The organism is Sphingobacterium siyangense (assembly GCF_007830445.1).
Classification (GTDB): Bacteria; Bacteroidota; Bacteroidia; order Sphingobacteriales; family Sphingobacteriaceae; genus Sphingobacterium; species Sphingobacterium siyangense.
The window spans coordinates 39238-64637 of the sequence record NZ_VLKR01000003.1 but is presented as its reverse complement, the minus strand read 5'-3'; the positions used below and the strand labels follow the sequence as shown (position 1 = coordinate 64637).

22 protein-coding genes are annotated in these 25400 nt (G+C 38.0%); 10 read left to right on the top strand and 12 right to left on the bottom strand.

All coding sequences use genetic code 11. The features are described from left to right. Nucleotides 1–29 precede the first annotated feature (29 nt). Both gmd and IQ31_RS04105 read left to right on the top strand, forming a co-directional pair. Entirely contained in the window at nt 30–1181 is a 1152-nt protein-coding gene (gmd, locus tag IQ31_RS04110) for a GDP-mannose 4,6-dehydratase (RefSeq protein ID WP_046674906.1), read from the top strand. A gap of 99 nt (nt 1182–1280) precedes the next feature. After that, nucleotides 1281–2207, top strand: a complete 927-nt coding sequence (locus IQ31_RS04105; protein WP_088160102.1) for a hypothetical protein — start codon at nt 1281–1283, stop codon at nt 2205–2207. A gap of 297 nt (nt 2208–2504) precedes the next feature. On the opposite strand, the gene IQ31_RS04100 is transcribed toward IQ31_RS04105, so the two are convergent. The 5 genes from IQ31_RS04100 to IQ31_RS04080 all read right to left on the bottom strand — a co-directional run bounded on the left by IQ31_RS04100 (nt 2505) and on the right by IQ31_RS04080 (nt 10739). Continuing rightward, nucleotides 2505–6251, bottom strand: coding sequence for an ATP-binding protein (locus tag IQ31_RS04100; RefSeq protein WP_115047049.1), 3747 nt, complete (start codon nt 6249–6251; stop codon nt 2505–2507). A 169-nt stretch (nt 6252–6420) separates the two neighbouring features. Continuing rightward, the gene (locus IQ31_RS04095; protein WP_172840644.1) at nt 6421–7194 is read right to left on the bottom strand and encodes a succinate dehydrogenase/fumarate reductase iron-sulfur subunit; all 774 of its coding nucleotides are present in this window, start codon (nt 7192–7194) and stop codon (nt 6421–6423) included. A gap of 14 nt (nt 7195–7208) precedes the next feature. Continuing rightward, nucleotides 7209–9143 (bottom strand): fumarate reductase/succinate dehydrogenase flavoprotein subunit, encoded by a 1935-nt coding sequence (locus IQ31_RS04090; RefSeq protein WP_075990894.1) that lies wholly within the window; start codon nt 9141–9143, stop codon nt 7209–7211. 57 nt (nt 9144–9200) lie between these two features. Next, nucleotides 9201–9971 carry a succinate dehydrogenase cytochrome b subunit gene (locus IQ31_RS04085; RefSeq protein ID WP_046674909.1) on the bottom strand — a complete coding sequence of 257 codons (771 nt, stop codon included), beginning with the start codon at nt 9969–9971 and terminating at the stop codon, nt 9201–9203. A gap of 171 nt (nt 9972–10142) precedes the next feature. After that, on the bottom strand, nt 10143–10739 hold the full coding sequence (locus IQ31_RS04080; protein WP_145327160.1) for a porin family protein: 597 nt from the start codon (nt 10737–10739) through the stop codon (nt 10143–10145). Between the two features lie 87 nt (nt 10740–10826). Between IQ31_RS04080 and IQ31_RS04075 the strand changes: the two genes are divergently transcribed. From IQ31_RS04075 to pruA, 6 genes are all read left to right on the top strand, one after another. Then, complete coding sequence (locus IQ31_RS04075; RefSeq protein WP_070561956.1) at nt 10827–11036, top strand: hypothetical protein; 210 nt, start codon at nt 10827–10829, stop codon at nt 11034–11036. Continuing rightward, on the top strand, nt 11033–11374 hold the full coding sequence (locus IQ31_RS04070; RefSeq protein ID WP_075990896.1) for a tRNA-binding protein: 342 nt from the start codon (nt 11033–11035) through the stop codon (nt 11372–11374). Before IQ31_RS04075 ends, IQ31_RS04070 begins: the two co-directional genes overlap by 4 nt. 9 nt (nt 11375–11383) lie before the next feature. Beyond that, on the top strand, nt 11384–11851 hold the full coding sequence (locus IQ31_RS04065; RefSeq protein WP_115047051.1) for a nucleoside deaminase: 468 nt from the start codon (nt 11384–11386) through the stop codon (nt 11849–11851). A 101-nt stretch (nt 11852–11952) separates the two neighbouring features. Further along, nucleotides 11953–12561, top strand: a complete 609-nt coding sequence (locus tag IQ31_RS04060) for a superoxide dismutase (RefSeq protein ID WP_115047052.1) — start codon at nt 11953–11955, stop codon at nt 12559–12561. 155 nt (nt 12562–12716) lie between these two features. Continuing rightward, nucleotides 12717–13376 carry a peptide-methionine (S)-S-oxide reductase MsrA gene (msrA, locus tag IQ31_RS04055; protein WP_115047054.1) on the top strand — a complete coding sequence of 220 codons (660 nt, stop codon included), beginning with the start codon at nt 12717–12719 and terminating at the stop codon, nt 13374–13376. A 168-nt stretch (nt 13377–13544) separates the two neighbouring features. Continuing rightward, entirely contained in the window at nt 13545–15182 is a 1638-nt protein-coding gene (pruA, locus tag IQ31_RS04050; RefSeq protein WP_075990900.1) for an L-glutamate gamma-semialdehyde dehydrogenase, read from the top strand. A gap of 65 nt (nt 15183–15247) precedes the next feature. On the opposite strand, the gene IQ31_RS04045 is transcribed toward pruA, so the two are convergent. The 6 genes from IQ31_RS04045 to IQ31_RS04020 form a co-directional block, all read right to left on the bottom strand. Then, on the bottom strand, nt 15248–16429 hold the full coding sequence (locus IQ31_RS04045) for a metallophosphoesterase family protein (RefSeq protein WP_115047056.1): 1182 nt from the start codon (nt 16427–16429) through the stop codon (nt 15248–15250). A 19-nt stretch (nt 16430–16448) separates the two neighbouring features. After that, on the bottom strand, nt 16449–17216 hold the full coding sequence (locus IQ31_RS04040) for an endonuclease/exonuclease/phosphatase family protein (protein WP_075990901.1): 768 nt from the start codon (nt 17214–17216) through the stop codon (nt 16449–16451). Between the two features lie 191 nt (nt 17217–17407). Beyond that, complete coding sequence (gene recA / locus IQ31_RS04035) at nt 17408–18433, bottom strand: recombinase RecA (RefSeq protein ID WP_046674918.1); 1026 nt, start codon at nt 18431–18433, stop codon at nt 17408–17410. Between the two features lie 67 nt (nt 18434–18500). Next, nucleotides 18501–19178, bottom strand: coding sequence for an endonuclease III (gene nth / locus IQ31_RS04030; RefSeq protein ID WP_115049429.1), 678 nt, complete (start codon nt 19176–19178; stop codon nt 18501–18503). 165 nt (nt 19179–19343) lie between these two features. Next, on the bottom strand, nt 19344–19535 hold the full coding sequence (locus tag IQ31_RS04025; protein ID WP_145327159.1) for a hypothetical protein: 192 nt from the start codon (nt 19533–19535) through the stop codon (nt 19344–19346). An 80-nt stretch (nt 19536–19615) separates the two neighbouring features. Continuing rightward, the gene (locus tag IQ31_RS04020) at nt 19616–21241 is read right to left on the bottom strand and encodes a S8 family serine peptidase (protein WP_115047058.1); all 1626 of its coding nucleotides are present in this window, start codon (nt 21239–21241) and stop codon (nt 19616–19618) included. Between the two features lie 324 nt (nt 21242–21565). On the opposite strand from IQ31_RS04020, the gene IQ31_RS04015 reads away from it, so the two are divergent. Further along, on the top strand, nt 21566–23671 hold the full coding sequence (locus IQ31_RS04015) for a S9 family peptidase (protein WP_115047060.1): 2106 nt from the start codon (nt 21566–21568) through the stop codon (nt 23669–23671). A gap of 25 nt (nt 23672–23696) precedes the next feature. On the opposite strand, the gene IQ31_RS04010 is transcribed toward IQ31_RS04015, so the two are convergent. After that, on the bottom strand, nt 23697–23960 hold the full coding sequence (locus IQ31_RS04010; protein ID WP_075990905.1) for a hypothetical protein: 264 nt from the start codon (nt 23958–23960) through the stop codon (nt 23697–23699). A gap of 575 nt (nt 23961–24535) precedes the next feature. On the opposite strand from IQ31_RS04010, the gene IQ31_RS04005 reads away from it, so the two are divergent. Next, nucleotides 24536–25252: a GNAT family N-acetyltransferase gene (locus tag IQ31_RS04005; RefSeq protein ID WP_070561978.1), complete on the top strand. Its 717-nt coding sequence runs from the start codon at nt 24536–24538 to the stop codon at nt 25250–25252. The last annotated feature ends 148 nt before the right edge of the window (nt 25253–25400 follow it).

Here is a 25400-nt window from a genome sequence, read left to right as displayed (position 1 = left end):
GTCAGGTATTGCTTAATCTAGAGAGAAACATGGCTGAACAAAACACGAAAACTGCTTTAATAACAGGTATAACAGGACAAGATGGTGCCTATCTAGCAGAATTCCTATTGAAGAAAGGTTACAAAGTACACGGTTTAAAGCGTCGCAGTTCTTTATTCAATACAGATCGTATTGATCATCTTTATCAAGATCCCCATCTTGACAATAGAAATTTCACATTGCATTTTGGTGATTTGACGGATTCAACCAACTTAATCCGTATTATACAGGAAACACAGCCTGACGAGATTTACAACCTTGCGGCGCAATCTCATGTAAAAGTTAGTTTTGATACGCCGGAATATACTGCAAATGCCGATGGTATCGGTACATTGCGGATTCTTGAAGCAGTCAGATTATTGGGAATGATTGAGAAAACCCGTATCTATCAGGCTTCTACTTCCGAGCTTTATGGATTGGTGCAAGCGGTTCCACAAAGTGAAACGACACCTTTTTATCCGCGAAGTCCTTATGCTGTAGCAAAAATGTACGGTTATTGGATTACTGTCAATTATCGTGAAGCCTATAAGATGTATGCTTGTAATGGAATTTTATTCAATCACGAGAGCCCTGTAAGGGGAGAGACTTTTGTGACACGTAAAATCACCAGGGCTGTAGCAAAAATTGCGCTAGGACTTCAGGATAAATTATATCTTGGTAATCTGTCGGCACAACGCGATTGGGGGCATGCTAAAGATTATGTAGAAGCAATGTGGTTGATTCTACAACAAGAAACCGCTGAAGATTTTGTGATTGCTACAGGTGTGACAACAACTGTAAGGGACTTTGTTCGCATGGCTTTTGCAGAATTGGGAATTGAGATTGAGTTCAGTGGAAAGGGAGAGCAGGAGAAGGGGGTAATTATCGATATTGACGAGGAGCGCCTAGCCCAGTTAAATATTGATAAATCGCTGATTAAATTTGGTCAGACTGTTGTCAAAGTTGATCCAGCATATTATAGGCCAACTGAAGTCGATTTACTAATTGGTGATCCGACTAAAGCAAATACAAAACTTGGATGGACGCCAAAATATGATCTTCAGATGTTGGTAACAGATATGGTACAATCCGATCTTCACCTGATGAGAAAGGAAGAATACTTAAAACAAGGCGGATTTGAGACCTTGAATTATTTTGAATAATTCATAATTGGTAATAAAAAATAAAACTGGAATAATTTTTGTTTAAACATTCAATAGTATAAATTTATAGATTTATACCTATGAATATGACAGTATATTATGATAAATTCAGAAGTTGTTTCGAGTAAGAAAGAAGAAGAGAAGAAGAAAGATTCTTCGAAGATTTACTTCTTTATCATTGCGATAGCAGCATTACTTGCAACGAATATATATTTTTATGTCAAGTTTAAGACTAATGGTGAAAAGGTCTATACACTTACAGTAGAAAAAGAAAATTTGCAGGTACAAATCGATCGTATTGAAGCTGAATTGGATAAAATTGATGTAGAAAATGTTCAATTGACTCCAGAGATGTCCGTGCAGAAGGATGATTCTAGAGCTGAGATCGCAGAGCTTCGTAAAAAACTTGAAAATAAGAGTATTACAGCAAAAGATATCGATGAAGCACAGCACAAGATCAATCAGCTTAAGAAGCAGGTGGATACTTATCGTGTCAATGTGCAACGGCTGATTCAGGAAAATCAGATTTTATCGAAACAAAACTCCAACTTGAACGAATCTGTTGTCGAAAAAGAAAAACAGATTACTTCATTAGTTACATCAAATTCGGATCTGAAAGAGAAGGTTGCGACTGCTTCAGCATTAAAGGTTTCAAGCATCAGTATAAATGGCCTTGAAGTCAAAAAGAATGGAAAGGAATTTGTAGAAGAACGTGCTAAAAAAATCGATAAGTTAAAAATCAACTTTACCATTGCTGATAATCCGTTGGCTAAAAGTGGAGAACGTGATATATATGTTAGAATTATCGATCCACAGGGAAATCTGGTCGTGCAAGGTGATAATATTTTCTATGTACATGGCGAGAAATTACAATATACTTTTAAACACAATATTTTATTTACCAACAAAGGTGAAGACTATATCGTCTATTGGGCAGCAGAAGAAGGATTCTCTAAAGGGGCCTATACGGTTTTATTATATGAAGATAATGCAATCATGGGACGATCTACTGTTGTATTGCGTTAAAAATAGATACACTATAAACAAAAAAGCTCTTTGCATAATCGCAAAGAGCTTTTTTGTTTATAGTGTACTGTTCTTGTTATACTGATCCTTAAAGCAAAATAATAAGGCTATCGATTAACTGGTTAGTTTTATGCTATCAGTGTTTGAGTTATACCCTAATTGAACGCTATATTTTTATCTACATCAGTTGGTGTGACGCCCATTTCTTTACACAAATGCTTATTTAGAGACACTGAAGATGGAGCGCATATAAGCTTTCTTCGATGTCTTATTTTTGTTGATTGCTATCTACACATATTAAGACTCTATCTGTTGTAAAGGAAGCAGTATATGGAACGTTGTACCTTCGCCTTCTACAGTCTCAAAATAAATTTGCCCATTACTGGCTTCTATTGTTTTTTTGACAAGAACTAGCCCTAAGCCGTTTCCTGAACTCTTTGTCGTGAAATTAATCTGGAAAATTTTATCCTGCATCTCTTTGGGAATTCCATAACCATTGTCTTTGATGTCTATCTTGACAAATTTGTCTGAGTAGCGTTCAATGGAAATCTCGATCTTCATGTTTTTTCGCCCATAACCTCCTTCAATCGCATTTTTTATTAAATTATTGAAGGTTCTCAATAACTCATTACCATCAGCCTTAACAATAAGGGTTTTGTGATCGGCATTGTTAATGAGACGAATACTTACATTTGGTGTATTGTTGTACAAGGAAATGGACTTTGTTACCTTTTCTACAATATTGATGTTTTCCATTACTGTATTTGGGAATTTTGCGAAGTGCGAAAATTCTGAGGCAATATACGTCAATGCATCGATTTGTTCGATAAATGAAGTGGAGAATTTATTGAAGCGATCCGGAAATTTAGGGTCTTCATCTTTGTACGATCTACGGAGTTGCTGAATACCTAATTTCATTGGCGTCAGCGGATTTTTGATTTCATGGGCTATCTGTTGAGCCATCTCACGCCAGGTTGATTCGCGCTCAGTATCTTTGATTTTATTGGCATAGTCCTCCAGCTTTATGATCATGAGATTATATTCTTTGATCAATGTACCTATTTCATCATTTCGTTGCCAAAACAGAGGTTCGTTGGGTTGTCCCAGGCGTAGTTGTGAGATCTTCTTACTGATGATGCTCAATGGATTGGTGACACTGTTGGCCACAAATGTCGCATAAAAACCAAAGCCTATGATGATCAGCGAATAAATGTTCACTATTGTATTTAAAAGAAGATTCTTATTAATATTTTCTTCCTTCTGAAGCGAGAAGTTTGGTATACCTATATAAGCGAGTGTATTATAGTTTTTGTCCCTAATGGTTGCATAACTGGTCTCAAATTGAAAAGTGCCTATACGCTCATCTTCAATCGTCTCCGATTTTTTTAAGATAGAAAGATTCTTCAGTGCAGCTGGATTAATGAAAGTAGAGAAAAGTTCCAGATCGTAGATTCTACGTTGCGAGCTATAAAGCAACCTGCCTGATTTGGAATAAAGATTGAAGTCTTTGGAAATTGTTTCAGATAATGTCTTGAGCATGCTGATAAGCTGCGTCTCGGTGGATGTTTCATCTGTGTAGGTCAACATATTTTCCATCCGTTTGCCCAATTCGATAATAAAACGTTCCTTACTTGCTTTATTGTTATTATAAAGTTGCTTGTTGATACTTATATACGAAATTACCGCAGATATGAGGATAGCTAGTATTACCGATGAGATAATGGAGGTTTGAATACGTGTAGAGTACTGTATTTTATTTACTATTTTGTAGAACTGATATTTTAAATTACGGAAAGTTAGCTTGGTATTCTTAAGAAAGATATAGAATGATTTTATGAAATGGAAAAACATGAAAATCATAAAAAATACCAGGAACAAAAATGAAGTAGTCGCTAGATAGTCCCAAAAAGAAGGTTTTTGTTTACTGATAACATATGTTGAGAATTTATTGGCAACATAAGCCATATGTAGGTATGCATCACGGTCCAGTACTTGGATATATTCTCCTGGAACACCTTTCAGCCCCCTTAAATTGTTCTCGTAGGTATATTTCCCAAACTGTGTTATTAAAGAACCGCCTTTATAGAGGGCTATCGAATAATCCCCTTTATTATAATATTGCGAATTGTTGATCCGCATATCGGTGAGGATTTCGGGATAGGGAACCGTATAACTAAAATCTTTATTGGAAAGATTGATGATGACATTGACAATCCTATTTTGGTCAATGGTGACAGGAATAATGGAGAAGTATTCATGCGTACCCAATTCAGCGCTGGCACGGTAGAAGTTCTGCGTGACTTTTATCGACTTGTTGATTACCTTTTCTCGATATTCATTGATCTTATTCTGACTGGCTGGATTGAGCGGAATATTATTCTGATCATAATAATATGCTTTGAACTCGTACTTGGAAAGATAGCCACTAAAGTATTTTTTCTTGATAAAATCGTTGATCCCCTCGGTATTGGTATAGGGAAGGCTGATATTAAATAAGTGTTTTAATTCTTGATCGTTTGCTAAGCTACTTTCAATATCAGAGAATAATGAAACAGCATTGACATCATCTTCTGATTGTAGATTACTCAGCAAGATTTTCATGTCAATTAAGTTCCGTTCCTGATAGAAACGTGCGTGCGTGATCGCACTTATGATTGCCCAAAGTATCAGTACAGCAATATAATTTGTTAATATATGTCTGTCGAAATACTTCTCGCCAAATGATTTAATAAGGATGATCAGCGCGAGTAGCAAATTGACCAGGCTATTTTTCTCGATATAAAAGGAAATGATCAGGATGACAAAAATGACACATGCCAGTTGAATATTGAGTAGCTGCGTCGGTTTTAATTCTAATTTTTTAAGAAAAAATAGTACAAGATCAATGTAGATACTTAAAGCCAAAATACCCATGCCAACAATGCCTAGATCTACCCAACTTAAGAAATGTAAATCGACAAGTTTTGTGAAATCAAAATAGATGTTGTTGGAGTGTGTAATTAATGTACCAGCGATGTCATACAATAGACCGAACGATAGATATATACTTAGAATAAATCCGATTGCGATAGGAATTCTAAAGAGCCGGATGTTTTTTATTTTGTCAAAGTTGAGCTCTTTGCGAATTGAATAGATAAATAGAACCAACCATAGCACCAATATGGTGGTGGACATCACGGACCATATATTAGGGAAGAAGCGATTATAGGCGTAATTCCGTGAGTCGAAAATTGAAAATGTCGCATTTTCGGACAGCAGGTTCCACTTAAGATCGGCAAATTTGACAAGGCTAAATATCGACAATAGCAGTATCGCAGACCACCAGGCCCTTCCTGTCTTGGCCATATGTAAGCAGAGGCTATTGAAGAAGATCAGTAACGCGATCCAGGCAAGTAGCCAGCAGAAGAATTGCAAAATTGTATAGGCATTTTCATGCTCTCCATCTTTTAGCTTAACGGAGAACAGATAAGACCCCTCATTGCTATAGATATTTTTAATGGTGACCGTGTCTGTATAGGAGGCGATGTCAATATTTCTGGAGTCGAAGAAGTTTCTCCGCAAAGAGCTATTTAAATACGGGTTGTTGTTATTTGTATAGCCTTTTACAATAATATAGGCGAGTATACTGATATTGCCAATTGTTTTTTTTCGAACAACGTAAGAACGGTTATCATCCTGAATAAAATTGGATTTTTCTGGAAATCCCTGATCTGTAATAGGCACAAATAGATGCGTGCTCCACATCTTGGGTTCATGGTCCTTAAAAAGAAATAGAAAAACCTTTTCGTTGGTTTTAAACTTTTCGAAGGCCTGATATACTGCAATAGGATACTGATCGTAGTTTTTAAATGTTTTGAGCAGGAGTGAATCATTGAAAATTCGATCGACTTTTTTCTCTTGTTGAGCGATATAATCATTGAGTGATTTTGTATCAATGTCTAGTATTTCCTTATTGGTAACAGATTCTTTAATGGTTATAGCTGTTCCTATAAAGCATAAAGTCAAGATAAGTAGGAGTAATCGAATTTTTATACCAGAATTCACGTGCGTCAATTTACATTATTGTAAATATAAAAAAAAGTCCTTGCTTTCTTAGGGCAAGGACTTTTATATTATTTTTCTGAATTACCCATTTTCATGAGCCAGAAAGAATCTTCATTAGGTTTTCGTAGCTGTTGATGCTAGCGAAAACATGAAGGATTTAATATGCTAATTAAACGTGTGGTTCTTCTTGACGGAAGATTTTAGCAGTTAAATATTCACGGTTTAAGCGCGCAATGTTTGTTAACTTGATACCTACAGGACATTCAGCTTCACAAGCACCAGTGTTGGTACAGTTACCGAAACCTTCAGCATCCATTTGATCTACCATTGCCTGTGCACGTTCGTAACGCTCAGTTTGGCCTTGAGGTAATAAGGCAAATTGAGAGACTTTTGCAGATACAAATAACATTGCAGAAGCATTTTTACATGCAGCAACACAAGCACCACAACCGATACATGTAGCCGATTCGAATGCTTCGTCAGCAATACGTTTGGGGATAGGAATCGTGTTGGCATCAGGAACACCTCCTGTATTGATATTTACATATCCACCTGCTTGTTGAATGCGATCAAAAGCCGTACGGTCTGTTGCAAGGTCTTTCAACACTGGGAATGCAGCAGCTCTCCAAGGTTCGATGACGATTGTCTGTCCATCGTGGAAGCTACGCATGTGCAATTGACATGTTGTGGTACCTTCTTTAGGACCGTGAGGGCGACCATTGATTACTAATGAACACATCCCACAGATACCTTCACGACAGTCGTGATCGAAATATACAGGATCTTCTCCTTTACGAGTCAATTCTTCATTGACAATATCAAGCATCTCTAAGAAAGACATATCATCAGCGATATCGTTTGCCTGATAAGTTACAAATTGACCTTTATCTTTATCATTTTTTTGACGCCAAACTTTCAGCGTTAAATTCATATGTTGTGCCATGATAATTTTCCTTCTTATTTATAACTTCTTTGTGTTAACTGAACGTTCTCGAATACCAAGTCTTCCTTGTGTAATTCCTCAGGTACATTGTCTCCTTTGTATTCCCAAGCAGATACATAGGCGAATTCATCATCGTTACGTTTTGCTTCACCTTCTTCAGTTTGGCTTTCTAAACGGAAGTGACCACCACAAGACTCAGCGCGTTGCAATGCGTCAACAACCATTAACTCTCCTAACTCTAAGAAGTCAGCTACGCGACCAGCTTTTTCTAAAGAAAGATTTAATTCTTCGTTCTCTCCAAGTACTCTAACGTTTGTCCAGAATTCTTTTTTCAACTCTTGGATCAAACCTTGTGCTTTTTGTAATCCTTCAGCTGTACGAGCCATACCACAATATTCCCACATGATGAGACCTAGTTTTTTGTGGATATCATCAACAGTTTCTGTACCGTTTAAAGACAACAATTTGTTGATTTTGTCTTCAACTTCCTTACGAGTAGCTTCGAAAGCTGGATGGCTATGATCTACTGGCGCAAATGAACCTAATTTAGCTAAGTAATCACCCACAGTGTAAGGGATTACAAAATAACCATCGGCAAGACCTTGCATCAACGCCGATGCACCTAAACGGTTTGCACCGTGGTCAGAGAAGTTACACTCACCTAAAGCATACAAACCAGGGATTGTAGTCATCAAGTTGTAGTCAACCCATACCCCACCCATTGTGTAGTGAACAGCTGGGTAGATACGCATTGGTTGTTTGTATGGGTTCTCGTCGGTGATTTGGTAGTACATGTCAAATAAGTTACCGTATTTAGCACGTACTGCATCTTCGCCTAGACGACCGATCGCTTCTTTAAAATCCAAGAATACGGCGAAACCAGTTTTACCAACACCACGACCATCATCAACAGCTTCTTTTGCATTACGAGATGCTACGTCACGTGGTACCAAGTTACCGAATGAAGGGTATTTACGCTCCAAGAAATAGTCTCTGTCGTCTTCTTTGATATCATTGGCTTTGATCTCACCTTTACGTAATCTTTCTGCCATTTCTTGAGTTTTAGGAACCCATACACGGCCGTCATTACGTAAAGACTCTGACATCAATGTCAATTTAGATTGGTGATCTCCTGTTACCGGGATACACGTTGGGTGAATTTGCGTATAACAAGGGTTAGCAAAGTAAGCACCACGTTTGTGTGCTCTCCAAGCTGCTGTAACGTTACATCCCATTGCATTTGTAGACAAGAAGAATACGTTACCGTAACCACCAGTACACATCAATACTGCATGTGCAGCATGAGTTTCGATTTTACCGGAAACCAAGTCACGAGTTACGATACCTTTAGCATGACCATCGATCATAACCAAGTCTAACATCTCATGACGCGTATAAGATTTTACTTTTCCTTTTTTGATTTGACGGTTTAACGCTGAATAAGCGCCCAACAACAATTGTTGTCCCGTTTGACCGCGTGCATAGAAGGTACGGCTAACTTGCGCACCACCGAAAGAACGGTTGTCCAATAGACCTCCGTATTCACGTGCAAATGGAACACCTTGAGCAACACATTGGTCAATGATGTTGACAGATACTTCTGCCAAACGGTAAACGTTTGCCTCACGTGAGCGGTAGTCACCACCTTTGATTGTATCGTAGAATAAACGGAAAACAGAGTCTCCGTCGTTTTGGTAGCTTTTTGCTGCGTTAATACCACCTTGTGCCGCAATAGAGTGCGCACGACGAGGTGAATCTTGGTAACAGAAGGTAATTACATTATATCCTAATTCGGCTAAAGATGCCGCTGCAGATGCACCAGCAAGACCTGTACCAACAACAATAACAGTAAATTTACGTTTGTTAGCAGGGTTAACCAACTTAAGATTAAATTTATGATTTGACCACTTTTGGGCTAATGGGCCCGCTGGTACTTTTGAATCTAACATATCTCTTAATTTTATATTGATCGATAAAGCCTGAGCTTTATCTTAAAAGATTCTGAATTATTTAAAGAAGAAAAACAATGGCATTATTGCAAAGCCAATTGGAATTAATACCCCAAATACCCAAACACCGATTGCTCTGATGATTCCAATATATCTTCTGTGGTTAAAACCTAAAGTTTGGAATGCAGATTGGAAACCATGAATTAAGTGGAATGCCAAAGCTGCCATCGCAATAACATACAAAGCTACCAATGCAACATTTTTGAATGCAAAGTCAACTTGCTTGTACAAATCTCTCGCTTTTAAGATTTGAACATTGTTTTCTACCGTTTCTTGGTAGTCGTGGAATTCAGAAGCTTGAAGTTCTCTCGCTGTGGTTTGTCCAGTTGCCAAATCAGTACGGTATTCGATGTACGGCACTTCATCATTGTGAAACTTCCACCAAAAATTAGACATGTGCGTAGCTAAGAATACTAAAATGACAGTACCTAAGATACCCATGTTGCGTGAATTCCACTTGCTGTTTGCTTGACCATCATATTTGGCATAACCAATAGGACGAGCGGCCTTGTTTTTCATCGACAATGTAATAGCGTAGATGACGTGAACAATTACCGAAGCATACAATAAGTAAGAAACAACTTTGATTGGTGTAAAGTGAGTCATAAAATAGGCGTACTTGTTGAACGCTAGACCCGCATCATCTTTAAATAATTGCAAGTTACCAACCAAGTGAACAACTAGGAATAAACATAGGAAGATTCCTGTTAAGCTCATGATTAGCTTCTTCCCAATCGAAGAACTGAAAACTGGCTTTGATTTACTCATTATCCTTGTAATTTAATTTGAATTAGGCAAATCTACTATTTGCTATTAAATATGATACCATTTTGACAAGAAAAAGCAATAATTTAGAACGGTTCTAAAGTTTATTGAAATAAAAAGTCCGTTTTGAATAAAAACGGACTTTTAAACAGTATATGAACAAGGTTTAAAGAACTATAGGATACTGAATAATCTATAGCCTAAACCGATACTCCACATGTTGATTTTGGGATTTGCCTGACTTTCGTTGTTGACCTTGTTCAAGCCCATTTCATATCTTACATCGACACGTAAGCTTGAAATGTCAGCACCTACACCAAATGCCCAAGATGTACCACTTTTTTTGTAGTTATTTGGGTTCAATTGGTCAATGACTTTATCTTGCTTGTCATCGACTTTAAATGAAAATATTGGGCCAGTTTGAATCCTTGCTCCAATCGGACCTAAACCAAAACGTTTGCCTAATAATACCGGAACATCGACCGTTGTAAATTTTACATCTGTCGATTCGCCATTTTCTGCTTTCACTGTCGTGTTTTTACCTGTTAAGTAAACCTCAGGCTGAATATGGAATCCCAATACACCAACACGTCCATAAAGACCTGCTTGGTAGCCTGCTTTCGGGTCAGAATTGAAATATTTTCCATCACTTTTAAGTTTAGAGAAGTTCAAGCCTCCTTTTACACCCACCTCAAACCCTGGCAAAAGCTGCGCCTGTGCCGTTGCTACGCTACCACAAATCAAAAGTAATGCTGGTAAAATCTTTTTCATAATCTTTTATTTATGTATATATTGTATCTTTAAACAAACTTTTACAGTTCAGTAAAGATATACAAATTTTATACCTAAATCTGAGTTATGCTGAAAATTAACGAAGAACAGTGGCAAGTAGCCAAAGAAAAACTCCGTCGCAAGTACAACCACTTAAGTGATGAAGATTTAGCTTTTCAAGCAGGAGAGGAAGATAAACTGATCAATAGATTGTCTTTACGTTTGGGACGGAAGCCTTCCTATGTTTTATTTACGATAGGTAAAGAGATTCAGGATATTAGTAGCAACCGATTATGAGTGATGCCATTAGTTGGAGCGATTTTGAGAAAGTGGATTTACGGGTAGGAACTATTTTAGAAGCAAAAGACTTTCCAAGAGCTAAAAAGCCAGCATATCAATTGAAACTTGATTTCGGCGATGAAATTGGTGTATTACAGAGTAGTGCCCAGATTACAGTACACTACAACAAAGAGGAGTTGATTGGGAAGCAAGTTGTCGCAGTTGTGAACTTTCCCAAAAAGCAGATCGCTAATTTCTTTTCTGAGTGTCTAGTGACCGGATTTCCGGACGAAAATGGAGATATTATTTTGACATCTGTCGACAAAAAATTACCAAATGGATCTAAACTTAGTTAAGTTTGTACCATGACATTTATAGATTTTGAAGGAACACAACTCATCGATAGTGACGAGTCGTTCATGCGTATGGCATTGAATGAAGCTAAGGTCGCTTACCAAGAGGGAGAGGTGCCTATTGGGGCAGTTATTGTTCATCGAGGACGTGTTATAGGGAAAGGTCATAATTTGACGCAGCGATTAAATGATGTGACAGCTCACGCTGAGATGCAGGCTTTTACAGCAGCAGCAAATTACCTTGGGGGCAAATACCTGGATGAATGTACATTATATGTTACCATTGAGCCTTGTATCATGTGTGCCGGAGCGGCCTATTGGACACATATTGGTAAAATAGTCTATGGAGCCAAAGATGAAAAGCGTGGCTATTCCCATTTTCACGATAAAATATTACACCCCAAAACTGTCATTACACATGGCATTTTGCAGGACGAATGTGCTGATTTGGTAAAATCATTTTTTCGTCAAAAACGGTAGGGAAATAATGGATTTATTGTAACACATAAAAACATAACCGTGTATATTGTGTTATATTTGTATGTATAAACGAAGTAATAAACATTTAAATTAAAATAGATATGGCATTTGAATTAGAAGCGTTACCATACGCAGCCGACGCATTGGAACCACATATTGACAAAACTACAATGGAAATCCACCATGACAGACACCATCAGGCATATGTGGATAACTTAAATAAAGCTATCGCAGGAACAGACGCAGAAAACTTATCCCTATTGGATATTATTAAAAATGTAAGTAAATACAGCGCAGCAGTACGTAATAATGGTGGTGGTCACTATAACCACTCTTTGTTTTGGAAGGTTTTAGGCCCAAATGCAGGTGGAGCTCCAACAGGTGAATTAGCCGAAGCAATCAATGCTACATTTGGTTCATTTGATGAGTTGAAAAAACAACTTCAAGCTGCTGGTGCTACGCGTTTTGGCTCAGGATGGGCTTGGTTAATCGTTGGTGCTGATGGTAAATTGGCCGTAACTTCTACACCAAACCAAGACAATCCATTGATGGATGTTGCTGAAGTAAAAGGAACTCCTATTTTAGGTATCGACGTTTGGGAGCACGCTTATTACTTGAAATTCCAAAATAAACGTCCGGCGTATTTAGAAGAAATTTTTAATGTTATCAATTGGGATGCCGTAGCTGAAAATTATGCTGCAGCTAAATAGTTGATCATTTGATAGCGCAATAGAAAAGCGACAATAAGTTATTATTGTCGCTTTTCTATTTTATAAACAAAACCTAGTTGGTATTTGTTTATAGGGCATGAATTTAACTCCAATAATTCAGGGAACATAAAAGGAAAGAAGAAGGGTAATTATTTATGAGAAATATTCTGATACTTTTAACAGCACTTTTTGTATTGAACTCCTGCCAGGGGCAGCAGCAGGGGCATCGGGTAAAGAAACCTGATTTCACCAAATTACCTGAAAAAAATACGGCGAGTTTGGATACGGCGACATTTGCTGCAGGATGTTTTTGGTGTACTGAGGCTCAGTTTAAGGAGTTAGAGGGTGTTGTACATGTGGTTTCGGGATATACCGGTGGATGGGTAGCAAACCCAAGTTATGCGCAGGTTTGTACCGGGAGTACAGGGCATGCGGAAGCAACCAATATTATTTTTGATCCAAATGTGATCAGCTACGATAAACTATTGGAGGCCTTTTTTGTAGCACACGATCCAACGGAGCTCAATCGTCAGGGAAATGATGTTGGCACCCAATATCGTTCGGCTATTTTTGTGCACAATAAAGAGCAGCTTGATAAGACGCAATATTATCTTTCGACGTTAGAAAAGGAGCATGTTTTCAATAAACCTATTGTAACCGAAGTAGTTCCGGCAACCGTATTTTATCCAGCAGAGGACTATCATCAAGATTATTATAGATTAAATGGAAAAGAACCATACTGCCAATTGGTGATTAAACCGAAATTGGAAAAATTTAAACGTATCTTTTCCAAGGTGCTCAAAGAAGGACAGTAACTTTGGGTATTCATAAAATTTGAGGTAATTTTACTTCTATTAACGCTATTTAGTGTCATGCTAACAAGTTGAAACCATGGTTTCTGATGCAAATAATGGAATGAACAAACTTGATCCCTTCATGATTCATAAATAGTATTTTTTGGATGAATAATTAATAATTGTAATATGTCTAAAGGATTTTTTACAGTTCCTGTTCCTACCAACGAACCGGTGTACACATACGCTGTCGGAACGAAAGAACGTAAATTGTTGAAAGCAGCAATTGATGAGGCACGTTCGAAACAAATCGATATCCCAATGTATATTGGTGGTAAAGAAATCACTACTTCTAAAAAAGTAAACTTAGCTCCTCCACATGACCACCAACATATTTTAGGTCAATACAATCAAGGCGATAAATCTCATGTAACAGATGCAATCAATGCAGCTTTAGCGGCGAAAAAGGATTGGGAAAATCTTACTTGGGAAGATCGTGCTGCGATATTCTTAAAAGCTGCTGAATTGATTTCAGGTAAATACCGTTATGAGTTGAATGCTGCTACGATGTTGGGACAATCGAAGAACCCATATCAGGCAGAAATTGATTCGGCATGTGAGATTGTGGATTTCTTGCGTTTCAATGTACAATACATGAGCGAAATCTATAAACAACAACCTCCTATATCAGGTAAAGGTGTGTGGAACCGTGTAGAACAACGTCCTCTTGAAGGTTTTGTATTTGCATTGACTCCATTCAATTTTACAGCGATTGCGGGTAATCTACCTTCCTGTGTCGCAATGATGGGGAATGTTGTTGTATGGAAACCATCCAATACCCAAATCTATTCAGCAAATGTATTGATGAAAATTTTCCGTGAAGCTGGTCTTCCGGATGGTGTTATCAACTTGGTGTATGTTTCAGGTCCTGACGCTGGTGATGTGATTTTCCAACACCCAGATTTCGCAGGTATCCACTTTACTGGTTCAACAGGAGTATTCCAGGATATCTGGAAGACGATCGGTAACAATATCCACCGTTATAAAACGTATCCACGTATTGTTGGTGAGACTGGTGGTAAGGATTTTATCGTTGTACACCCTTCGGCCGATTTGAAAGCTGCAAATACAGCTTTGGTTCGTGGTGCTTTCGAATACCAAGGTCAAAAATGTTCTGCTGCATCACGTGCATACATTCCTAAATCGTTGTGGCCTGCATTGAAAGAATCTATGACTACTGACGTAAAATCTTTTACAATCGGTGGAACAGAAGATTTTACAAACTTTTTCAATGCTGTAATTGATGAGAAGTCATTTGATAAATTAGCGAAGTATATCGACAGAGCTAAAGAATCTAATGACGCAGAAATTGTAGTTGGTGGTACATACGATAAATCTAAAGGATATTTCATTCATCCAACAATCATTGAGGCTTCAAAACCAGATTACGAAACCATGGTTGAGGAATTGTTTGGACCTGTCCTGACCGTATATGTTTACGAGGATGCTAAGTTTGAAGAAACCTTAGATATTGTTGATACAACATCTATTTATGCCTTGACTGGATCAATCATTGCGCAAGATCGGTATGCGATTAATTTAGCAACAGATAAATTGAGACATGCCGCTGGTAACTTCTACGTGAATGATAAGTGTACAGGTGCTGTCGTAGGTCAACAACCGTTTGGTGGTGCTAGAGGCTCGGGTACAAACGACAAAGCGGGATCAATGATCAATTTGCTTCGTTGGGTGTCTCCTCGTACAATCAAAGAGACATTTAATCCAGATACAGATTATAGATACCCTTTCTTGGAAAAGGGAGAATAAGAAAGTTCGCATCGCAGCTTTCTTCAATCAAAATAGAAAAAAGGGCGCTTATCAAGCGCCCTTTTTTATTTCTTAAATAATCCCAGTTCTGTGCCATCGTCTCTAGTCATCCGTATGTTCAATGACTTGTTGTTGCCGGCTACATCGATGATAGTTCTTTTCCCAACTTTTGGACCTCCGCCTATAAATACAGGATAATTGTGATCTTTATCTGCAGGGTAGTAGCCATATTGATGTGTATGACCAGAGATCATGGCATCAATTTTATATTTCTGAAACAAGGGATGAAAACATGCTCTGTTATCCAAGGTACCATGCCAGTCATCCGAATGAAAAATCGGTATATGGCTAATGACAACAGTGTGTTGTGCACGCTTTCTTTCCTTGGATTGTAGAACCTTTTCCAGCCATTGAGCCTGTTCTTTTCTGTAGTTATCATAGTCGACTGTTCCGGCGTATACCTCATGATTGTCAGGCTTGTCTTCGCCACTGTCCAACATGATCCAAAAAATAGGACCTCTTTTAAAGGCCTGGTAATACTTGTTGTCAGGATAACCAAAATATCGTTTGAAATTACGCGCGAAGGATCCCCTTGTCTCATGGTTTCCCCGATTCATAATGAATGGTTTGCTTGTCGCAAAAAATTCAATTGGCTTTAGTAGTTTCTCTGTAATATCTTGCTGATTGGTGACATAATGAAAGGAATCACCATTCAGTACAAAAAAATCGTAGGGTGAAATATCCTGATGCGGAATAAGGTCACGATAGCTGCTTTTTTCCTCATGTACATCGTTATAGACCAGACAGCGAATCTGTTCTTGATTGTTCTTGGCTAATTTGGCCTCGAAAATAGGGGTTTCTATTTCTTGGCCGTATACGATTTTATAAGGATCGAATTTTTGCACTTCCTTCGCTTTGATGCGATAGCGAAATGAGCGCGGTGCGTCTTCAATTGTAAAATGAAAGAAATCAGTATTGGCATTGATCATCCCATCTTCGGATTGGTAGATCTTTTTTTGGACATTCCCTCCATTGTCCAGTATCTCGAGCCAAGCAAAGGCATCTTTGCTCAAAATCGTAAAAATACTGATTCCTGTTTCGGTTTGATTTTGTAGATAGGCAGGTACGACAAAGCTAAACTCGTTTTCAATTTCGTTTGAACTGTTTTCTTGAGCGATGCTGATATTGGGCAGTGTAATCCCAGCCAGTGCTAGGGCTTCCAAAAATCTTCTTCTGTTAAAATTCATATTTAAAGGTCACAAGTGGTTATTTAATGTTTATCTCGACATATAATGGCCGATGATCACTCGCATATTGTTCGTTCAGAATACGGTGGTTGGAGAACTTTGCGGCAGATGGTGTATTGATCATGATATAGTCGATTTCAGTAGTGGGTTTATCTTGAGGAAACGTAAATCCGTTAGCAATGCTGCTTTTTGTGAATATTTTGCTAAGTTCAGTAATCGCTGGATCATTGGGTTCTGAGTTTAAATCACCGACAAGGATAGTGGGTAACTTTTCGTTTTTGAAACGCTTGGTGATGAATTTTGCCTGTTCGATTTTGTTTTTGTCTTTCAGGTCAAGGTGTGTATTTGCAAATAAGATTTTCCTTTTGTGTATCGTGACTTCTATTACAGATAAACTACGTGTTTCGCTTTGCACAGGGGAAGGTAGAAAGTGTTTCTCTACACGTTCAATTGGATTTTTTGATAAGATGGCGGTACCATATTCACCTTTATCCAGGTCTATCCCTTTGGAAAAGATATAGTGCATGCCTGTTAATTCGGCTAATTTTTTGGCTTGATTTTCAAAGTATGATCTACCGAGATTGACATCGATTTCCTGAAGACCTACGAGGTCAGCTTTTGAATTTTTAATAATTTTGGCAATTGTGTCAAGGTTGACAACTGATTCTTTTTCGGTGGGTGGGTTTCCGTGGTGGATATTAAAGGAGAGTATGCGTATCGTTTGTGCATGTAGATGAAATACTGAGCCTAGCAGTATTAAAAGAAATAGAATTAGTTTACGATTCATTGTTTATATTAAGTTTAGCATTGGATGTCAGGCGTTTTTGGCTCGACCTGCTAAAATTAATAAAATCTATTAGTACAAATTGAAAACTTTGGACATGTAACAAAATAATCATCTAAGCACTTGAATTTTCGCAAAAAAAATAGCCATCCTAAACAGGATGGCTACCTACATTATACTAATTTTTACAGCAACTAGTCTTCGTTTTCCTCGATGTTAAGCATTGGATCTTCTCCTGTCACTTCAGCTCGGATTTTAGCTTCAAGTTCGTCCATTAAATCCGGATTGTCGAATAATAAGGCTTTAACAGCATCTCGACCTTGTCCTAATTTGGTCTCACCATAGCTAAACCAAGAGCCTGCTTTTTTAATAATACCATATTCAACACCTAGATCAATGATTTCACCTACTTTAGAGATACCTTCACCAAAGATGATATCAAATTCCGCTATGCGGAACGGAGGTGCAACTTTATTTTTTACAATCTTCACTTTTACGCGGTTACCCGATACTTCATCAGAATCTTTGATTTGTGATGTGCGACGGATATCTAAACGTACAGAAGCGTAGAATTTTAATGCATTACCACCAGTTGTTGTTTCTGGGTTGCCAAACATCACACCAATTTTTTCACGCAATTGGTTGATGAAAATACAACAACAGTTTGTTTTTGAAATTGTACCTGTCAACTTACGTAAAGCTTGTGACATCAAACGAGCTTGAAGCCCCATTTTAGAATCACCCATTTCGCCTTCGATCTCACCTTTTGGCACCAAAGCGGCAACGGAGTCAATAACAATAACGTCGATTGCACCAGAACGGATTAGGTTATCAGCAATTTCTAAACCTTGCTCACCATTATCTGGTTGAGAAATCAATAAATTTTCTACATCTACGCCTAATTTTTGAGCGTAATATTTATCAAAAGCATGCTCAGCATCAATGATTGCTGCAATACCGCCTTTTTTTTGTGCTTCGGCAACAATGTGAGTTGCTAAGGTAGTTTTACCTGAAGATTCAGGTCCATATATTTCAATGATACGGCCTTTTGGTACACCGCCAATTCCTAAGGCGATATCCAAGCCTAGAGATCCTGTAGAAATAGCTTCGATCGGCTCAACAGCAGTATCCCCTAATTTCATAATTGAACCTTTTCCAAAGTTCTTTTCCAATTTATCTAACGTCAGCTGTAAAGCTTTTAGTTTATCTGTGTTGCTCATATTTTTAGTATATATTTCTCAAAATTAAAAATTAAAAATCATAAACCAAATATTTTCACTAAAAAAATTAGTTTTTTGTCTCTGGTATAGCTGAGACACTTTTTATATGGTGATTTTTTTCAAAGTATTTGCACATATAAGTGATAGGGCATTTCTCACACAGTGGTTTTCGGGCCAGGCATATATAACGCCCGTGTAAGATAAGCCAATGATGGGCAATGGCAATCGTGTCTTTAGGTAGATTTTTTACCAATTGTTTTTCCACAGCTAATGGTGTTGTTGCACGATAAGTTAGCCCAAGACGGTTTGCAACACGATAAACATGGGTATCTACGGCCATAGCGGGATTATGATAAACAACAGAGGAAATGACATTAGCTGTTTTTCGACCTACACCTGGAAGTTTCACAAGATCCTCAATTTTTTCGGGTACAATATTGTCGAACTTTTCAATCAGTAGCTGAGCCATCCCCACAAGGTGTTTGGCCTTGTTATTCGGATAGCTTACAGATCGTATATAGCTAAACACCTCGTCTACGCTGGAAGCTGCCAAGCTGTGTGCATCTGGGTAGCGTGCAAACAACTTGGGCGTGACTTGGTTGATCCTTTTATCTGTACACTGTGCAGATAAAATAACGGCAACCAGTAATTCAAAGGGATTACTATAGTTGAGTTCTGTCTGTGCGTCAGGACTATTTTTGGAGAAATAATCTACGAAAGCCTTGTATCGTTCTTGTTTTAACATCGGTTCAAAACTAGCCAAAATTTCCATCAAAAAAGAAATTTTGAAACCTAGTAGAAGGAGAATAATCTGATTTTAGTTTGTGGAAGGTAAGGCGAGTCACAGCAGTTTTACACTATAGCTGATCATGGATGTCGTAAGGTGAAAAAGAAAGGCCTAATCTCCGGATTAGGCCTTTCTTTTTTCTAGTTGTTTAGAATATGCAAGGATATTCTCAACACATCTTCTGCTTGGATGAAGCAACATTTTTGGTAATTGAAGTTTCAATTCATTTTCTATGTCCTCGTCTGTCATTACCTTTTCGTTTTGGGTTAGCAAATTTTGAACTTCGTTTTCTGATTGGGTAAAGTTTTCTACCATAAGCATCTGTTGTTTTGTTTCTGTAAGTTAATTAATTAAACGGACAAAAGATAGTTTTGGTATAAAAAACGAGAAAATATTTATTTTTTCTTTCTGTTAGTATATTCCTCCGCTTTTATGATAGCGTTATATGCATTAACGATTCCTCCAGTGACCGAAATGTCTGCTAATCGAACCGTTTTGCTGGCATCTTCACCAACTTTTACCTGTACCAGTTGATTCGGCTTTTCTACCGATTCCATAATAATTTGTTTCGTTTCCACAGCGCTCAAATTAGGGTAATAAGAACGAATCATGGCGGCCAGACCAGCAACAACGGGCGCAGCCATACTTGTGCCCTGTTCTTCTTTATACTTGGAATCTGGTACCGTTGAGTTGATGTGGACGCCAGGCGCGAAAACATCGACCGTTTTTTTACCATAATTGGAAAAATCGGCTAATAGTTCATTGTCCAAATAAAGGCCGGTTGCACCCACTGTGATCCAAGCATTAGCAATCCCGGTTGTATCACCTTTTACATCCGTATAATACTTCATCGGAAAATTAGGCTCTATATCGTTATCTTCACTGTCATTCCCTGCGGCATGTACCATCAGGACATCTTTGGATTCAGCATATTTGATGGCATCGTCTACGGCCTGTTTATTATAGGCATAACTTTTTCCAAAGCTCATGTTAAGTACTTTAGCGCCATTGTCTGCTGCATAACGAATGGCATTTGCGACGTCTTTATCACGCTCATCACCATCAGGGACAAGTCTAACTGTGAGTATTTTAACATTGTCCGCTACGCCGTTGATACCAACATTATTATTACGTTTTGCACCAATGATTCCAGCGACATGGCTACCATGTAATGCGTCCGGTCCTTTTACATCTGCATTTCCGTAGTATCGCTCTGAAGCATCTTCATAATTATCTCCAACAATAGGTCGAGAATCGTATGCTTTGTTTAAATGATAATCAACTTGATTGTTGAAATATTTTGCACCTTCGGTGATATCATCAAAAAATTTGGCGAAGCCGCCGTTGTTGATTTCATCCTTTGCATAGGCAAGTGCGATACGTTGCGTGTTTGTGGTTGCTTTGAAATTGTCTATATCCTCCTGTGTGATATCTTCGGGCTTTTTACCTATTTCACGTACCACAGCGTATATGTTGCGTTTGAGCGCATCGTAGGAAAATTGGCCCATCTTAGCTTCTTCTAGCTTGTTTTTATATTTGGCAAGCATCTTTTGATAACTAGCGAAAGCTTTTCGATCAGTTTCATTGAGTTCTGTTGCTGCTGTGATGTTTGCAAACTTTTTGTCCAGAACCCTAAGCTGTCTTGTCAATTCCAGGTTATCGAACTGAACATCCTTTCCATCGGCGTTTCCAATAAAATTCCAGCCGTATTTATCATTGATATAACCATTGCCATCATTATCTATACCGTTTGCAAGACTATCCTTCACATTGATCCATACAACATCTTTGAGATCCTCGTGATAAACATCAACACCTCCATCCAATACCCCAACAATGACTGGAGTGGATTTTCTTCCTTTCAATAAAGTTTTATACGTTTTTTCGGTACTGATTCCCATGACCCCATCTGTTTTATAATCCAAATTGAACCAATTTGCTGGAATGGTATCGGATTGTCCGAAAGAGATAAGGGGCAATGCGCCCAAAGTAAGTAGATATAGTGATTTTCTTAAATTCATATGTACAAAATTCTTGATAGGTGTTCCGCTTTCATTTGTATCAAAGAACGCGTTCCACCTGATTATTCTCTCCTGTTTATTTAAATTTTCTTCATGAGCGTGTAAGCTCGCATATTCCTGCCTATAGCAGAATAGCAAAGATAATGCTAATGCCTCTTCTGAACTGTTAATTTTTATTAAAAGTATTTATAATCCATATCTCTTAGCAAATTGTTGACGAAATATCTTAAATTCAAACCATTTCAAGGAGTTTCCTGTGTTAGTTGATTGATCCAGGTAGCAGAATAAGAAAGTATGTATATTGAGTAGCATATAAGAAAACGAATGCAACAAAATAAGAAAATAGTTTGGCCTAATGTGATGGCCCCAGTGGCAGCAATTTACCCTCATGTCAGAAAGATACATGATGATACTGTGCAAGATGATTATTACTGGATGATTGATTACTTTAAAAAAGGAGAAAAATCGCAAGAAGTTATTGACTACCTGGAAGAGGAAAACAATTATACCAATTTAATGCTTCAAGATACCGAAGATTTACAGGAAAGTCTTTTTCATGAATTGAAATCCCGGATTAAGGAAAAGGACGAGTCTGTGCCTTATTACAAAAATGGCTACTTTTATTATAGCCGGACGGAAGAGGGAAAACAATATTTTAAATTCTGTCGGAAAAAGGGGACACTGGAAGGCGAAGAGGAAGTGCTGTTGGATGTAGATCAGCTTGCCGAAGGGCATGCATATTATACGGCAAAAGGATTTTCTGTTAGTCCGGATAATCGTTTGCTTGCCTTTAGTGTGGATACTGTCTCTCGGAGAGAATATACCATATTTATCAAAAATATCGAGACCGGAGAAATCTATCCGGACCAGATAAAGAATACAGAGGGAGCCGCTATTTGGGGAAATGATAATCGAACCTTGTTCTATACGGCCAAGAATCCTGTTACCTTGCTTAGTGAAAAGATTATGCGGCATACACTGGGGGGCGATCCTGCAGCAGATGTGCTTGTGTATGAAGAAAAAGATAACACAAATTATATCGGAGTTGGTAAATCCAAAAATGGAAAATATGTTATGATCAATTCTGAAGGGACATTATCCTCAGAAATTTGGTTATTAAATGCTGACTCACCGCAATCGGAATTTCGTATTTTTCAGCCTAGGATACAGGATGTTCTCTATTCGGTTGTTGCATTGGAAGATCGGTTCTTAATACTTACCAATGATGGAGCTATTAATTTCCGAATCATGCAATGTCCCTTAGATCGTACAGATCGCAGCCACTGGCAGCCATTCATAGACCATCGACCGGATGTATTGGTCAGCGATATTGAAGAGTTTAAGGATTTTCTGGCGATTGCTGAACGGAAAAATGGATTGACCCAATTGGCAATTTATAATTTAAAGAGTCAGCATCAGCACTATTTGGATTTCGGAGAAGTTGCCTATACGGTATACCCGGGTATTAATGTTGAATACAACAGTGATAAGTTACGATATGGCTATACTTCTTTAGTGACACCAAGCTCAGTCTATGAATATGATATGGCTAAGCAGAAGAAAATATTGTTAAAGCAACAGGAGATTTTGGGAGGGTATGACCAAACCGCGTATATCACCGAACGTGTTTTTGCAACAGCAAGAGATGGTGTTCAAGTGCCCATCTCTATTGTTTATAAAAAGGGAACCAAACTTGATGGTTCAGCTCCATTATTGCAATATGCCTACGGATCTTATGGTGCGTCGATGGATCCCACTTTTTCGAGCAATCGACTAAGTCTGTTGGATCGTGAATTTATCTATGCCTTGGCACATATCAGAGGCGGTGAGGAAATGGGGCGCCAATGGTATGAAGATGGAAAAATGATGCACAAGATGAATACCTTTTATGATTTTGTGGATTGTGGTAAATACCTGATTGATCAACATTATTGTATGCCCGAACATCTCTATGCGCAAGGGGGAAGTGCCGGAGGTTTGCTGATGGGTGTAATCGCTAATATTGCGCCTGAGCAATATCATGGCATAATAGCTCAGGTACCATTTGTAGATGTGGTGAATACCATGTTGGATGATACAATACCGTTGACTACAAATGAGTATGATGAATGGGGTAACCCCAATGAGAAGGAAGCCTATTATTATATGAAGGCCTATTCTCCATATGAAAACATTGAAGCAAAAGAATACCCTAATTTATTGGTCACAACCGGGCTGCACGATAGTCAGGTGCAGTATTTTGAACCAGCAAAATGGGTAGCAAAACTGAGAGCTACTAAAATAGGAGATGCGGTTTTACTGTTAAAAACAGATATGGATTATGGTCATGGTGGGGCATCGGGTCGATTTGACTATTTAAAGGAAATTGCATTGGAATATGCTTTTCTCTTTAAATTGGAAGGGATTATTCCAATTTATACAAATGAATAATAAAAAAGCGGCTAATGCCGCTTTTTTATTGTTGAGCATGATTAATGCTATCCTGTTGTTTTTGTAAACGCTCTTCCCGCTCGATCTCTCTAGAGTCGATCTGATGCTGTTGATAATTGTCCATGGCCACTTTACTGGCTTTCTGCGATACGTAGATCGCTAATAGGGCAACAATAGTAATGATTGCTATTCCCCAGGCATATTTATGTTTGTCCTGTTTGACGAGCCAATACATAAAGATAATGTAAGGGACGGCAAAAATAATATAGAAAATTAAACTCGGTGACATACTATTCTCCATTAAATGATCCCTACAAAAGTATCGTTTTTGACTAAAAATAACGAACCGATAGAAAAAACAACAATTTCAATTGATAAAGCCTTAAACCTTTATCCGTTTTATTGTCAAATTAATATCGCTAATGTGATGGTTCTATTGCCGACTTGTTGTGGATTAATTGCTTGAAAATGAAGCTTACAGGAAGGTTTTGACGGTGGATTGTAAATTTTTAATTTTTGCAAAAAATCAATGAGAATATTGTGGAAAAGAAAAAAATATTTTTATACATTTGCATCGTCAGAAACAATTGACAGAGCATAAAAAAATGAAACAGAACAAAAAGAACGATTATTCTTATATTCAAACTTTTGAGAAGTTTATGAAGAAGGTCTTTTGTGCTTTCATTTTTGTAGAAATACCTGTTTTACGCCTCCGACGACCTATACTACCTCGGGCTTGATTTGAGGTAGTGAATCTTTCCAAGCAAGACCATGATTGTCCGATGGTTTTGAATCCATTATTTTAATTTATTTAGTAACAAAACACGACAGTAGTTGTTGTTTTATTATTAGGGTCGTAAGTCAATGACTATATCAGATTTTTTAATTATCCCGGCTAAACCTGAGCATGCGCACTATGCAGAGGTTATTTGCGACGAAATGTTCGAGTCTGCAAAGGCTCGTGGTACTGGTATTGCGCGTCGTAAACCAGAATACGTTGCCAACAAGATGAATGAAGGTAAAGCAGTGATTGCTTTACATAGAGATGGCCGATGGGCAGGTTTTTGTTATATAGAAACTTGGGGGCATGGTGATTATGTCGCTAACTCAGGTTTGATTGTCAATCCCGAATTCAGAAAAGTCGGTTTGGCAAAAGCAATCAAAAAAAGAGTCTTTGAGCTTTCACGTGAGAAATACCCTAAAGCGAAGATCTTTGGTTTGACAACCGGATTCGCCGTGATGAAAATCAATTCAGAACTGGGCTATGAACCGGTTCCCTATTCCGAATTGACTTCCGATGATGAATTCTGGAAAGGCTGTCAAAGCTGCGTGAATTATGAGATCCTGATGAGTAAAGACCGTAAAAACTGTATGTGTACCGCTATGCTTTGGGATCCCGAAGAGAAAGAACGTGAATTGCGGGAGAAGATCCAGCGCAAGCATGAAGCGAAAGAACGTTTGGAAAGAATTACACAAAAACAGTCTCTGCTAAAGCGTATACAGGCGAAGTTTTGGAAATCGGCCAATAAATTTATTGCTGTCAATTTTCCGAAGCATAACAAAGTCGCAAAAGGATATTAAGCTAAGGCTGAGCGATTATATTGAAAATAGATGTAACAGGTAACTGAAGATGTTCATAATAACAAGATCAGTTCAAGGTTCTCTCAACATAATAATAAAAAACCGAGTGAGACGAGCTTAAATCAGCCGTTGAAAACAAACACTCATA

Bases quoted from the DNA above. Each gene is read 5' to 3' on its own strand.
- pruA (WP_075990900.1), top strand. From the start codon at position 13,545: ATGTCTAAAGGATTTTTTACAGTTCCTGTTCCTACCAACGAACCGGTG.
- IQ31_RS04095 (WP_172840644.1), bottom strand. From the start codon at position 7,194: ATGGCACAACATATGAATTTAACGCTGAAAGTTTGGCGTCAAAAAAAT.
- msrA (WP_115047054.1), top strand. From the start codon at position 12,717: ATGAGAAATATTCTGATACTTTTAACAGCACTTTTTGTATTGAACTCC.
- IQ31_RS04080 (WP_145327160.1), bottom strand. From the start codon at position 10,739: ATGAAAAAGATTTTACCAGCATTACTTTTGATTTGTGGTAGCGTAGCA.
- IQ31_RS04070 (WP_075990896.1), top strand. From the start codon at position 11,033: ATGAGTGATGCCATTAGTTGGAGCGATTTTGAGAAAGTGGATTTACGG.
- IQ31_RS04020 (WP_115047058.1), bottom strand. From the start codon at position 21,241: ATGAATTTAAGAAAATCACTATATCTACTTACTTTGGGCGCATTGCCC.
- IQ31_RS04085 (WP_046674909.1), bottom strand. From the start codon at position 9,971: ATGAGTAAATCAAAGCCAGTTTTCAGTTCTTCGATTGGGAAGAAGCTA.
- IQ31_RS04065 (WP_115047051.1), top strand. From the start codon at position 11,384: ATGACATTTATAGATTTTGAAGGAACACAACTCATCGATAGTGACGAG.
- IQ31_RS04060 (WP_115047052.1), top strand. From the start codon at position 11,953: ATGGCATTTGAATTAGAAGCGTTACCATACGCAGCCGACGCATTGGAA.
- IQ31_RS04045 (WP_115047056.1), bottom strand. From the start codon at position 16,429: ATGAATTTTAACAGAAGAAGATTTTTGGAAGCCCTAGCACTGGCTGGG.
- gmd (WP_046674906.1), top strand. From the start codon at position 30: ATGGCTGAACAAAACACGAAAACTGCTTTAATAACAGGTATAACAGGA.
- IQ31_RS04040 (WP_075990901.1), bottom strand. From the start codon at position 17,216: ATGAATCGTAAACTAATTCTATTTCTTTTAATACTGCTAGGCTCAGTA.
- recA (WP_046674918.1), bottom strand. From the start codon at position 18,433: ATGAGCAACACAGATAAACTAAAAGCTTTACAGCTGACGTTAGATAAA.
- nth (WP_115049429.1), bottom strand. From the start codon at position 19,178: ATGTTAAAACAAGAACGATACAAGGCTTTCGTAGATTATTTCTCCAAA.
- IQ31_RS04005 (WP_070561978.1), top strand. From the start codon at position 24,536: ATGACTATATCAGATTTTTTAATTATCCCGGCTAAACCTGAGCATGCG.
- IQ31_RS04015 (WP_115047060.1), top strand. From the start codon at position 21,566: ATGCAACAAAATAAGAAAATAGTTTGGCCTAATGTGATGGCCCCAGTG.
- IQ31_RS04090 (WP_075990894.1), bottom strand. From the start codon at position 9,143: ATGTTAGATTCAAAAGTACCAGCGGGCCCATTAGCCCAAAAGTGGTCA.
- IQ31_RS04025 (WP_145327159.1), bottom strand. From the start codon at position 19,535: ATGGTAGAAAACTTTACCCAATCAGAAAACGAAGTTCAAAATTTGCTA.
- IQ31_RS04010 (WP_075990905.1), bottom strand. From the start codon at position 23,960: ATGTCACCGAGTTTAATTTTCTATATTATTTTTGCCGTCCCTTACATT.
- IQ31_RS04105 (WP_088160102.1), top strand. From the start codon at position 1,281: ATGATAAATTCAGAAGTTGTTTCGAGTAAGAAAGAAGAAGAGAAGAAG.
- IQ31_RS04075 (WP_070561956.1), top strand. From the start codon at position 10,827: ATGCTGAAAATTAACGAAGAACAGTGGCAAGTAGCCAAAGAAAAACTC.